Origin of the sequence: Vibrio sp. S11_S32 (assembly GCF_014694465.1) — a bacterium.
Lineage (GTDB): Bacteria > Pseudomonadota > Gammaproteobacteria > Enterobacterales > Vibrionaceae > Vibrio > Vibrio algicola.
The window spans coordinates 1-12,254 of sequence record NZ_JAAUWS010000018.1; the positions used below are offsets into that span (position 1 = coordinate 1).

Here is a 12,254-nt window from a genome sequence, read left to right on the forward strand (position 1 = left end):
ACAGAATACCCTTGTTCGGTAATAAGGCCGATTGCCTCTTCTTTAAATTCTTTCGTATAAGTTCGATATTGACGTTTTGTATTCATATTCACCTCGATTGATTATCGTATTATCCACAATCAAGGTGCCCAGATCGATTAGACCAGAATACGCCTTAACGGATTAGGCAGATAAGGCGTTATGAATTCAATTTTTGAGGCGATTAACAACCGGGTCCGCAGTCTAGGCAATGTTTAATTGTGTCTGGGCCTAAATGCAGTTTGGCATTTAAATCTCGTAGCGCGGTTCGTACTCCCTCTTCGATCACTGGGTGATAAAACGGCATATCTAACATTTCTGAGATGGTCATCTTATTTTGATGTGCCCACGCCAATAAATGCGCTAAGTGTTCCGCATTTGGCCCAATCATCTCAGCGCCTAAAAAGCGTCCGGTGCCTTGTTCGCCATAAACATGCAATACACCTTTATTACGCAACATTACTCGCGAGCGACCCTGGCCCTCAAACGATACTTCACCGCGGCTAAAGCAGCCACAATTGCCTAAACGAGCTTCTAGCGCTTTATAGCTTTCACCGACCATCGCAATTTGTGGATCGGAAAACACCGCTGAAATGGTGGAGCGACGCAGACCTGCACGAATATGAGGGAAGCGTCCAGCATTATTGCCGGCAATTCGAGCTTGGTCGGCAGCTTCATGCAATAACGGTAGTTGGTTACTGGCGTCACCGGCGATAAAAATGGACTCGACCGAGGTTTGCAGCGTGTAAAAGTCGGCACTTGGCACGCCACGCTGATCAAGCTCTAAGTCGGTATTATCAATATCAAGCTTATCAACATTGGGGCGACGACCCGTTGCAGCTAACAGATAATCGGTAACGAAAGTTTCTAACTCGCCATCATGGTTGATAAACTTAATTTCAACTTTATCGCCATCTTCTGTTTCGATCCGTTTGATGCTTTCGGTTTTCACATCGGCATCAAGGTAAAACTCATCTTGGAAGGTTTTATACGCATAGGCCATTACATCAGGATCGGTGAGAGGGCCAACTTGTCCGCCAAGACCAAACATCTTCACTTTCACGCCAAGGCGATGCAAAGCTTGACCTAATTCAAGGCCGATAACTCCAGGGCCAAATACAGCCACCGATTGAGGTAAATCGTCCCACTCAAATACATCATCATTGATGATCAGTTTGTCGCCCAGTTCATTCCAAGCGCCAGGGTAAGCAGGGCGAGATCCAGTAGCGATCACAATGCGCTTAGCGGTAATTTGAGTATGGTCATCCACTTGTAAGGTGTGGTTATTCATAAACTTAGCCAAGCCGGCCAGTTTATGCTCGCTAGGGATCTCATCAACCCCTTCCAATACAAAGCCGACAAAGCGATCACGCTCACTTTTGATACGCGCCATAACTTGTTTGCCATTAATGATGGTTTCGCCTTGCGGGTGGACACCAAAGGCATGAGCTTTTTCAATATGATGCGCACTTTCTGCTGCTGCAATAAGTAATTTAGATGGCATGCAACCGACACGCGCACAGGTTGTACCATAAGGACCACCTTCAATCATAACAAGGCTATCGGTATACTCTTTGGCGGCGCGATAGGCCCCTAATCCTGCTGTACCACCACCAATGATGGCGACATCGACTGATATTTTTTTCATAATAGAATTCTCACCACAAGTCAAAAAAGCGGAGGTCAAAGCTGACCTCCAAAACGAGTATTTTAATGATGCGCTCTTAGGGGCGGTTGATCTTTCGTGATTAAATTTTGTTCGAGATAAAAGCCTTTTAATCGAGGCAAGTCGATTGAAGCCTAGTTATTCTAAGTAAATGAGACTTAACGAAGAGTAAAAGGCTTTTAGCCGAACCCTTCGGGCTGCGTTTGTTGGTCTTTTCTACTTCGTCATCGGCTTTTCGTGTAGCCAGCTACACCACAAAGCCTCTTCCTTGTATAAAAACCCAACAATTCGCAGCAAAAACAACCACGAAAGATCAACAGACCCTAGTATTAACCTAAGTAGGTTTCTAGTTCTTCACTACCACCAATATGTTTCCCACCGATGAAGATTTGAGGAACGGTGCTACGACCACTCACGGCGCGCAGGCTGACGGTTGTTGCGTCTTTACCTAATACCACTTCTTCATATTGCAGCCCTTTGTCGATTAGGTTCTGTTTTGCTTTGGCGCAGAATGGGCAACCCGGCTTGGTGAATACCGTGATGGACTCTTGCAGTTTTTGCTCTGGCGCGATGTATTTCAACATGGTGTCAGCATCAGAAACTTCAAACGGGTCACCTGGTTTGTTTGGCTCAATAAACATTTTTTCTACCACACCATTTTTAACTAACATGCTGTAGCGCCATGAACGCTTACCAAAACCAATGTCATTCTTGTCGACCAATAAACCCATACCATCGGTAAAATCGCCATTGCCGTCTGGAATAAACGTAATGTTTTCGGCTTCTTGATCGGCCTTCCAAGCGTTCATAACAAAAGTATCGTTAACCGAAACACAGACGACTGAATCGACACCGTGCTGTTGGAATACTGGGAATAACTCGTTATAGCGAGGCAAGTGGCTTGATGAACATGTTGGGGTAAATGCCCCTGGAAGGCTAAATACAATCACGGTTTTATCTTTAAATAACGCTTCTGTAGTGACATTAACCCAGCTATCACCCTGACGAGTTGGGAAAGTAACGTTTGGAATGGTTTGGCCTTCTTTTGATGTAAACATAAATAACTGTCCTTTAAATAAATTATGTTGAGAGAGTAAGACGGATGTTAGTACAACATCGTGACACTACAATGTCTGTGAGTGTGGCCTTATTCTCTATAGTGTAATCAGTTTAATTGCTACGTTTTGTTTCGATGGAGTGATTATGCTAAAAAACCGTTGATAGCTCTAATCGTTTAATGTTATCGTTTTGATAGTTTTTATCTATTATTTTATCATTGAGGAGTGGCGGCGTGAATATTCGAGACTTTGAATACTTGGTGGCATTGGCACAGCATCAACATTTTCGTAAAGCCGCAGAGGCGTGCTTTGTCAGTCAACCGACCTTAAGTGGCCAAATTCGTAAATTAGAAGATGAACTAGGAACCTCGTTACTTGAGCGCAGCAGTCGCCGGGTGTTGTTTACCGATTCTGGTTTGCAGTTAGTGGCCCAAGCTCAGCGTATTTTAGATGAGGTCAAAACCTTTAGGGATATGGCAAGCTTGCAAGGTAAAGAGATGAGTGGCCCATTGCATATCGGTTTTATTCCCACCGTCGGCCCTTATTTATTACCTAAAATCATTTTGCCGCTTAAACAAGCGTTTCCTGATTTGGAGTTATTTTTGCATGAAGCTCAAACTAATCAATTAGTTCGTCAATTAGAAGAAGGGCGTTTAGATTGTTTGATCTTGGCATCGGTGGCAGAGACCGCGCCCTTTATTGAATTGGATTTACTGGAAGAGCCGTTAAGTTTAGCGGTGCCGGAAGCGCATGAATGGGCGCAGTTACCCCAGATTGATTTACAGCAATTGAATGGTAGAACGGTGTTGTCATTAGGCGAAGGGCATTGCTTAAGAGATCAAGCGCTTGGTTTTTGTTTTGCTGCAGGGGCGCGTGATGATGAGCGCTTTAAAGCCACCAGTTTAGAAACGTTGCGTAATATGGTGGCCGCAGGTGGCGGGATCACCTTGTTACCTCAATTAGCGCTGCCAGCAGAAAAAATCAAAGATGGGGTGTGTTATTTGCCGGCTATCAATCCCACCCCTTCACGCAAGCTAGTATTGGCTTATCGTCCCGGCTCACCATTGAAACAACGTTTTCAGCAACTCGCCCGTTTTATTGCGCAGACAGTGAAATAAATGTAATTAAATCGTCACTCCATACGCGAGTAGAACGAGCAGATAGGGAGTCTCGCTTTTAAGAGCGACTGCAATAAAAAATGGCCACCGGATCGCTCTGGTGGCCATTATTGCTTATGTACACAATCGTTGATTAGAACAAGCTATCGCCGTCTTCATCTTCATTGTACAAATTATTCGTTGCGGCATCGGGTACATACTCTGTTGGTTGAGTGCCAACTTTAAAGTATTCCCACATCGAAGAATCATCATTCTTACGAGTCAACAAACCACTGTCACGGTCAATACGAACGCGAATAATACCAGCTGGTAATTGCAGATCTTTTTCTGGTACATCTTTCAATGCCACCTTCATAAAGTCTACCCACGCAGGTTGGGCGGTCGTACCACCCGATTCACCACCGGTATATTGCTCTTTACGAGTAAAGTTCGGGTTTACGCTTGTGTAACCTAATGGACGGTTAGCCTGATCAAAACCAACCCAAGTAGTGGCAACAATGCCAGGGCCATATCCGTTATACCAAGTATCGACTGAATCGTTGGTAGTACCGGTTTTCCCACCGATATCACGACGTTTTAGCGCTTGTCCACGCCAGCCCGTACCATTCCAACCGGTCTTATTACTCCATAAACCGCCACCCCAAATATTGCTGTACATCATTTGACGTACTAGGAATGCGGTTTGTGGTGAGATTATTTTCTCAGCGTAATTTGGTACTTCGGTCGTGCCCTTATTATCAACCACAATCGGTTCGTGTGAGCAGTTGTAGGTGCAAACACGAGTCGGATTAGCACGGAACACTAAGCTGCCGTAAGGATCGTTAACATGATCAATATAGAACGGCTTCACATAGTAACCACCATTGGCAAAGGCAGAAACACCTTGCGCCATCTTGATTGGGGTTAAGCTACCTGCGCCTAGTGCGACGGTTTCTGAATGTGGCAGTTTTTCTGGATCAAAACCAAAACGAGGTAAGTAATCCAGCACATAATCTAAACCGACACGACGCAGGGTGCGCACTGCCATCACGTTTTTAGATTGAGCTAGACCACGACGCAGCATGGTTGGGCCTAAGTAAGTTGGTGGCGAGTTTTTCGGTCTCCACGCAGTGCCTTGTCCTTCATCCCACTGGTTAATAGGCGCATCATTGATTAGTGTGGCTAAAGTTAACCCTTTATCAATTGCAGACGAATAGATAAATGGTTTAATACTTGAACCCACTTGACGCTCGGCCATGGTGGCACGGTCAAATTTACTATGAGTAAAGTTAAAGCCACCCACAAGAGACAACACGGCGCCATCTTCAGGGTTGAGTGCTACAAACGCGGTATTCACAATTGGCACTTGGCTAAGCTGCCACGTCATTGGTGCTTGTGCATCTTTAGCGTCAGTATTCGTTGCTGTATCACTGGTTGCATCTGTATCAACGATTTCAGTATTCTCATCGGCATCGTTAGCAGATACAGAATGTAATATTCCAAATGGACGCACCCAAATTGCTTGACCCGTAACTAAAATATCGGAAGCACGACGTGGTGGTGGACCTTGATACTTATCATTATAGTACTTACGAGCCCATTTTAAGCCGTCCCAAGCGATGGTTTGTGCACCAAAGTGTTTGATATAAACCGTCGCTGTTTTGCTATTTATGCTGGTGACAATCGCAGGGCGAACCAAACCAAAAGTCGGTTGCTTATTTAGGTATTCATCCATTTTATCTTGCGATAATGCAGGTTGACCTTTTTTCCACAATTCAGCAATCGGACCGCGATAACCATGACGTTCATCGTAGCGGAATAAGTTGCCAATCGCCGCTTCATTAGCCGCTTCTTGTAGGTTTGATTTTACTGTGGTGTAGATCTTCATACCCGATGAATAAGCATCTTCACCGTAGTTTTTTAGTGCCCAAGAACGTGCTAATTCCGCCACGTATGGAGCATTAACTTGTATCTCTGCACCATGGTATTTACCATCAATCGGTTCGGCATTAGCTGCATCGTATTCGGCTTTGGTGATGTATTTCTCTTCTAGCATCCGCAATAAAACCACATGACGACGAGTGGTCGCACGGTCAATCGAGTAAATCGGATTCATGGTCGATGGCGCTTTAGGTAAACCCGCAATAATCGCCATTTCACCAAGAGTTAAATCTTTTGGCTCTTTACCAAAATAGGTCAGTGACGCCGCACCGACACCATAAGAGCGGTAACCTAAATAAATTTTATTTAAGTACAACTCTAAAATTTCTTTCTTATTTAATACTTGCTCAATATGAATCGCGATAAAGATCTCTTTGATCTTTCGCATGATCTTTTTGTCATTGGATAAGAAGAAATTACGAGCAAGCTGTTGAGTAATGGTACTGGCACCTTGTTTGGCATGACCAGAAATGGCCACCACAAATGCAGCGCGAGTAATACCAATTGGATCAATACCATAGTGAGAATAAAAGCGACTATCCTCAGTGGCAATAAAGGCTTCCTGCATTTTGACAGGAATATCATCGATTTTAAGTGGTATGCGTCGCTTTTCGCCAAACTGAGCAATCAATTTGTCGTCTTGGCTAAACACTTGCATTGGGGTTTGTAGCTGAACATCTTTCAATGTCGCGACGTCTGGGAGTTGTGGTTTTAGGTAAAAATAGAACCCAAAAATCGTTGTCACTCCAAGAATAATGCAAATTAATGAAAATATAAGCAATGGCTTTATGAACTTCACCGGATATTCCCTGATTGTATGAGGATGTGTCGATATAAACACCTGTACAGTAGGCGATATATTAGCATAACGACAAATAAATTCGTTCTTAACTTTTTTATTTAACCTTTTTTAAGAGTACGAATACTCAAGCTGGAGCCTAGTTAAATGGGTAAATCTTTTGTTACAGGCATTGATATTGGTCACCACAGCATTAAAGCAGTAGTACTAAAATCGGCCGGAGAACAGTTCGAACTGGTGAGTTATAAAGAAATTCCAGTTTCGGAAGGCATTTTTGCAGAAAACCATACCTTTAGTCATCAGGGCATTGTTAAAAAATTAAAAGAGTTGAAGAAACAATTGCCGCTGATGTCGCGTCAGGTTGCTTTAGCGCTGCCAGATAATGCCGTTATCAGTAAGTTATTGCATATTGACGGCGATCTTGAAGATCGCGAAAAAGAATTCGCCATTTACCAAGTGTTCGGCCAGCAATCGCCATTTCCAATCGAAGATCTTAGCTTAGATTACGTCAAAGTAGAGCAAGACAGCTTAAAGCGTGGCACCACCGCCACCTATCAAGTGTACGCCACGCGTAAAGAAGTGGTCGAAAGTCGAGTGGAGGTGATTAAAAAATCAGGCTTTAAACCAGTGGTTATCGATCTGCAAGCGCATAGCTTATTGCGAGTGTGGCAATTAGCGGCGCAACAACAGGAGGATAAGCAAGCGTGGATGATGGTCGATATTGGTCAATCTCAAACCTCGATCTGCATTATTCCGAAAGGCCGCCCGGCTTATTACAAAGACCTACCTTATGGCATGAGCAATATGCCAGAGGCGACGCAAAAACTTGATCTTAATGTGGTGGAGTTTGAACACGGCGAAAGCGTGATTGATTTAGGCAAGGCGAAAGACAGCGGGATTGATCACCATGAAGATGAATTTATTGCTGAGCTGGCCGACCGCCTGACGCGACAAATGAGTTTATATGGTTCAGTTAATCAGCAGACAAAAATTGAAGGATTGTGGTTGACGGGGGGCGGCGCGTGTATTTCGGGGATCACCGAAGCGTTAACCCAACAATTACAAATCCCGGTTGAAGTCCTAAACCCATTTCAATTACTCGAAAGCAAAAAGAATAAAAAAGTTTCCAACTTAGCACCATGCACTTTTAGTGTGGCGGCCGGATTAGCCATACGCGGCCTGCAATGGCAAAGGAGGATTCATGTTGCATGATATTAACCTCTTGCCATGGCGAGAAGAGAAGCGTGAAGAATATAAGCAACGTTTTTACGGCATGGTGGTATTGGGAGTGTTACTCGCGCTCGCACTGCAATGGTTTGGTAGCTTGTATATCGATCACTTAAAGACGCAGCAACAAACCCGTAATCAGCAGTTGCAAACTTACGTTAAAGAACTGGACAAACAACTGGTCAGTTTAAAAGCAATTGAAGCCAAGCATAGATCTATTTTAACTCGTCTGCGCTTGGTGGAGTCACTGCAAAATGAGCGTAATAAAACCACCGATTTTATGAACCTGATGCCAGAACTTGTTCCTGAAGGGGTCTACATCGATAAGATGAAAATGAATGGTCGAGAGGTTGAAATTGCTGGTATCAGTGATAGTACCGCACGCTTAGCCACCATGCTCGATAGTTTTGAAAGCTCAGCTTGGTTAAGTGATGTTGAAATGCACTCTATTATCTCTGGTAAGGTTCTGTTTGGTAAAAAATTTCAAACCTTTAAAGTCTCGTTTCGTTTTGAATCCAAACAGCCAGAAACCGCGCAAGCTAAAACGAAAGGAGCGAAATAATGATCGACTTTCGTGATTTAGATTTTGAAGAAATGCCTGAGTGGCCAGTACTGCCACAGGTGATTGTGATTGGCGTGTTGGTTCTGATTTTGCAAGTTGTTGGTGCTTGGTTTTATTTATCTCCTCAGCATGATGAGTTAGATCAAATTCGCCAACAAGAAGTTACGCTCAAAAGCTCTATTCGGATTAAAGCGGCAAAAGTGGCTGCATTGCCTCAATTGCAAGCGCAGTTAGATGAATTGAATACACGTTATGAATTCTTATTGAAGCAGTTACCAGTACAAAAAGAATTGGCGAGCATGTTGTCATCTGTGAATGATTTAGGACTTAAAAATGACTTGTCTTTTACGCGTGTGGATTGGGGGGAAAAACAAGTACAGGAGTTTTTATATCGGCTGCCACTCAATATTGAATTAACCGGTGCTTACGACAATATTGGTCAATTTTCTGAGGCGATAGCCAAATTGCCCCGCATCATTAGTTTGCATGATGTGGAATGGAACCGTGTTAGTCAGGAGAGTGGCACCTTGCACTTTAGGGTTCGAGCTTACACCTATCAATTTAAACCGGAGGAGACTAAAAAATGAGACCTTATTGGATCTTAATGGCTCCGGCTTTGCTGGTGGGGTGCGGACAAGAAAACGATTCGATTCATGCTTTTATTTCGCAAGTTGAAAATCAATCTCGCAAAGAAATGGCACAATTGGCTCCAGAGAAACCTTATGTTGCAACGGTTTATCATGCAACGGAACAGCGTTCACCTTTTTTATTGCCTAAAGTTGCGCTGGTCGCCAATCAACCGAGAACCAAGCAAGATTGTTGGCAACCTGGCTTTAGAAGTAAGAGCGGAGCGTTAGAAAAATTCCCATTAGATAAGTTGCGTTTGCGTGGCGTGATGGGGCGTGAAAATAACATTTCAGGTTTGGTTCAGACCCCAACAGGTAATGTGCTTAAAATACAAAAAGGTGAGTACATGGGCTTAAACAACGGTCAAGTATCGGAAGTCAGCTCGCAATATATTGTGGTCAAAGAAACCCTACCGGATGGTTTGGGCTGCTGGCAGCAACGTAGTGTCAAATTAGCCCTGAAATAAACAATCAGAGTATTAACTATTTATTGAGTAGGAAACTATGCATAAAGGAATAACGCATACAGGATTAACGTGCACCGGATTGAATAAAGCGTTCTCATCGCTATTGAATAGCTTAAGAATCTGTTTGTTGCCGGTTTGTTTGATATTAGTCGCTCAAGTCGCCTCTGCTGCGCCAGCCTCAAGCATTGCGGCCAATGCCAATAAACCGTTGGTCAAAGATAATGGATTGAAAAATACATTCTTAGGCTTGGATTTTCGGTTAAACCAGCAAAAAGAAGCAGTGATAGTGGTTAAATTATCCTCGTCAGTGTCAGCGGTGGATATTAAGAAGAACAAAGAAGGTTTAGAAATTGAGTTAATCCATACAGAGGTTAAAGATGATGATCTTTATGTGATTGATGTAAAAGATTTCTCTACCGCAGTAAGCACGGTGGAAGTGTTCCGCGATAATGATAACACTCGTTTGCAAGCTCATATCCGTGGCGAGTTTACTTATGATTACCGGTTGAAGGGGAAGCAGCTTGAAATTACCGTCACCGAAGTCGCCCCAGAAGCGGCTAAAAAAATCAAAGACAGTAAAGGCTCGCTCGGGGCGGATAACAAGTTAATCTCAATCAACTTCCAAGACATTCCAGTGCGTAATGTCTTGCAGTTGATTGCCGATTACAACAAATTTAACTTGGTAGTTTCTGATTCAGTGACGGGTAATTTAACCTTACGTCTGGATGGCGTTCCTTGGCAGCAAGTGTTAGATATTATCTTGCAAGTCAAAGGGCTAGATAAACGAGTGGAAGGGAATGTGGTATTAATTGCGCCCAAAGCTGAAATGGATGAGCAACAAAAGAAGCGTTTAGAGCAAGCGCGTTTACAAGATGAACTGGGTGATTTAGCGTCCGAGCTTATACAAATCAATTTTGCTAAAGCCTCAGATATTGCTGACATGATTGGCGGTGAAGGTGAAGTGAGTATGCTATCAAGCCGTGGAAATATTACGGTTGATGAGCGCACGAACTCATTATTAATTCGTGATTTACCCTCTAATATCGAAATTATCAAAGGCATTGTTGAGTCTTTAGATATTCCGGTTAAACAAGTGCAGATCGAAGCGCGCATTGTGACGATCAATGAAGGTAATATCGAAGACTTAGGGGTTCGTTGGGGCGTCGCGAGTACCAATGGTAACTTTTCGACTGGTGGCAGTATAGAAAGTACTACGGGGCAAGCTGGTATCGCCGATGGCCGAAACGGGATCAATTTTATTCCAGGTCAAGGTGATTCAACGACAGGCATCGACGACTTCTTGAACGTTAACTTAGCAGCGACAAGTGGTAATGCTTCAAGTATTGCATTCCAAGTAGCTAAATTGGGCTCCGATACATTACTGGATTTAGAATTATCAGCGTTACAAAGTGAGAATAAAGCGGAAATAATTTCAAGCCCACGTTTGATCACCACCAATAAACAACCTGCTTATATTGAGCAAGGCACTGAAATTCCTTATTTAGAGGCTTCTTCTAGTGGTGCGACATCGGTTAGCTTTAAGAAAGCAGTACTGAGCTTAATGGTAACGCCACAAATCACACCCGATAACCGTTTGGTGCTTGATTTAAGTGTGACTCAAGATAGGCCAGGAGCGGTAGTGAAAACCGGTGATGGTGAAGCGGTGGCGATTGATACTCAGCGTATCGGTACTCAGGTACTGGTTAACAATGGCGAAACTGTGGTACTCGGTGGTATTTATCAACACTCGGTACAAAAAAGTGTCGATAAAGTGCCACTACTGGGCGATATTCCTTATTTAGGCGCGTTGTTCCGTCGTAGCTATGAAAACTACGGTAAGAGCGAGTTGTTGATATTTGTTACCCCAAAAGTGATCTTGCAGTAATGACATTATCACTAATATACCCGTGGTACTTGAATCTGCAGCTTTGTTAGCTACGCGCACTTACCCAATCACTTAGACGATAAGTGATTGGGGATTCGTTTACTTGCCGCCTCGCTGTAACCTCAAATACTTAGGGTGCAACCTGTGTATATTGGTGATTTTTTATCGGGATTTCGCAGTAAGATGTGAAATAAATAAAATTAAAGTTGCATTAGTGGCACCATACTTAGATAATTTCAGGTCTGATCACGAATTATCTGTGAGGAATTTGGTGCCACAATGATGTCCAGTCTGGCTTCCCGCCTAGTTTTAGGGGATGTAGACCTGCGATATCGGATGGCAATGTCCATTATATTAACGTTGAATTAATGCTAAACATGGCCGAAAAACGCAATATTTTTCTTGTTGGCCCTATGGGTGCCGGCAAAAGTACAATTGGTAGACATCTAGCGGAGCAACTCCATATGGAGTTCCTAGATTCTGACACTGTTATTGAACAACGCACTGGTGCGGATATCAGCTGGGTGTTTGATGTTGAGGGTGAAGCAGGTTTTCGCGTGCGCGAAGAGTCTGTACTCGACGATCTTACTCAAGAGCAAGGTATCGTACTTGCAACTGGTGGTGGTTCAGTAATTAGTAAAGATAATCGTAATCGTTTATCTGCGCGTGGTGTTGTCATTTATCTTGAAACCACAATCGAAAAGCAATTAGCACGCACTAACCGTGATAAAAAGCGTCCGTTATTACAAACGGAACAACCACGAGAAGTATTAGAAGAATTGGCTCAAGGTCGCAATCCTCTTTATGAAGAAATTGCTGATTATACCATTCGAACTGATGATCAAAGTGCCAAAGTGGTTGCGAATCAAATCGTGAAAATGCTAGAAGAGAGCTAATCTTTTCTCTAA

At 43.4% G+C, this 12,254-nt stretch carries 10 protein-coding genes; 7 read left to right on the top strand and 3 right to left on the bottom strand.

Annotation, left to right across the window (positions count from 1 at the left end; genetic code table 11):
* Window positions 1-202: 202 nt before the first annotated feature.
* Window positions 203-1,666, bottom strand: a complete 1,464-nt coding sequence (locus HC723_RS10265) for a dihydrolipoyl dehydrogenase (protein ID WP_190338996.1) — start codon at window positions 1,664-1,666, stop codon at window positions 203-205.
* 347 nt (window positions 1,667-2,013) lie between these two features.
* Window positions 2,014-2,742, bottom strand: a complete 729-nt coding sequence (locus HC723_RS10270; RefSeq protein WP_153445869.1) for a glutathione peroxidase — start codon at window positions 2,740-2,742, stop codon at window positions 2,014-2,016.
* Between the two features lie 233 nt (window positions 2,743-2,975).
* Between HC723_RS10270 and oxyR the strand changes: the two genes are divergently transcribed.
* The gene (gene oxyR / locus HC723_RS10275) at window positions 2,976-3,860 is read left to right on the top strand and encodes a DNA-binding transcriptional regulator OxyR (RefSeq protein ID WP_153445871.1); all 885 of its coding nucleotides are present in this window, start codon (window positions 2,976-2,978) and stop codon (window positions 3,858-3,860) included.
* Between the two features lie 133 nt (window positions 3,861-3,993).
* Here oxyR and HC723_RS10280 read toward each other — a convergent pair whose 3' ends face one another.
* Window positions 3,994-6,579 carry a PBP1A family penicillin-binding protein gene (locus HC723_RS10280; RefSeq protein WP_190338997.1) on the bottom strand — a complete coding sequence of 862 codons (2,586 nt, stop codon included), beginning with the start codon at window positions 6,577-6,579 and terminating at the stop codon, window positions 3,994-3,996.
* A 147-nt stretch (window positions 6,580-6,726) separates the two neighbouring features.
* Between HC723_RS10280 and pilM the strand changes: the two genes are divergently transcribed.
* The 6 genes from pilM (at window position 6,727) to aroK (ending at window position 12,242) form a co-directional block, all read left to right on the top strand.
* A complete protein-coding gene (gene pilM, locus HC723_RS10285; protein ID WP_190338998.1) occupies window positions 6,727-7,791 on the top strand; it encodes a type IV pilus assembly protein PilM in 1,065 nt (354 codons plus the stop codon).
* Complete coding sequence (locus HC723_RS10290; RefSeq protein ID WP_190338999.1) at window positions 7,781-8,368, top strand: PilN domain-containing protein; 588 nt, start codon at window positions 7,781-7,783, stop codon at window positions 8,366-8,368. The genes pilM and HC723_RS10290 overlap by 11 nt, the downstream gene beginning before the upstream one ends.
* Window positions 8,368-8,955: a type 4a pilus biogenesis protein PilO gene (locus HC723_RS10295; protein ID WP_190339000.1), complete on the top strand. Its 588-nt coding sequence runs from the start codon at window positions 8,368-8,370 to the stop codon at window positions 8,953-8,955. Before HC723_RS10290 ends, HC723_RS10295 begins: the two co-directional genes overlap by 1 nt.
* Window positions 8,952-9,461, top strand: a complete 510-nt coding sequence (locus HC723_RS10300) for a pilus assembly protein PilP (protein WP_153445880.1) — start codon at window positions 8,952-8,954, stop codon at window positions 9,459-9,461. Before HC723_RS10295 ends, HC723_RS10300 begins: the two co-directional genes overlap by 4 nt.
* Window positions 9,462-9,498: 37 nt before the next feature.
* A complete protein-coding gene (locus tag HC723_RS10305; RefSeq protein ID WP_238925449.1) occupies window positions 9,499-11,346 on the top strand; it encodes a type IV pilus secretin PilQ in 1,848 nt (615 codons plus the stop codon).
* 377 nt (window positions 11,347-11,723) lie between these two features.
* A complete protein-coding gene (gene aroK / locus HC723_RS10310) occupies window positions 11,724-12,242 on the top strand; it encodes a shikimate kinase AroK (RefSeq protein WP_190339025.1) in 519 nt (172 codons plus the stop codon).
* Window positions 12,243-12,254 lie beyond the last annotated feature (12 nt).

What these genes read in the sequence shown, in the direction of transcription:
- HC723_RS10265 (WP_190338996.1), bottom strand. Translation starts at nt 1,666, where the DNA reads ATGAAAAAAATATCAGTCGATGTCGCCATCATTGGTGGTGGTACAGCA.
- HC723_RS10270 (WP_153445869.1), bottom strand. Translation starts at nt 2,742, where the DNA reads ATGTTTACATCAAAAGAAGGCCAAACCATTCCAAACGTTACTTTCCCA.
- pilM (WP_190338998.1), top strand. Translation starts at nt 6,727, where the DNA reads ATGGGTAAATCTTTTGTTACAGGCATTGATATTGGTCACCACAGCATT.
- HC723_RS10290 (WP_190338999.1), top strand. Translation starts at nt 7,781, where the DNA reads ATGTTGCATGATATTAACCTCTTGCCATGGCGAGAAGAGAAGCGTGAA.
- HC723_RS10295 (WP_190339000.1), top strand. Translation starts at nt 8,368, where the DNA reads ATGATCGACTTTCGTGATTTAGATTTTGAAGAAATGCCTGAGTGGCCA.
- HC723_RS10300 (WP_153445880.1), top strand. Translation starts at nt 8,952, where the DNA reads ATGAGACCTTATTGGATCTTAATGGCTCCGGCTTTGCTGGTGGGGTGC.
- HC723_RS10305 (WP_238925449.1), top strand. Translation starts at nt 9,499, where the DNA reads ATGCATAAAGGAATAACGCATACAGGATTAACGTGCACCGGATTGAAT.
- aroK (WP_190339025.1), top strand. Translation starts at nt 11,724, where the DNA reads ATGGCCGAAAAACGCAATATTTTTCTTGTTGGCCCTATGGGTGCCGGC.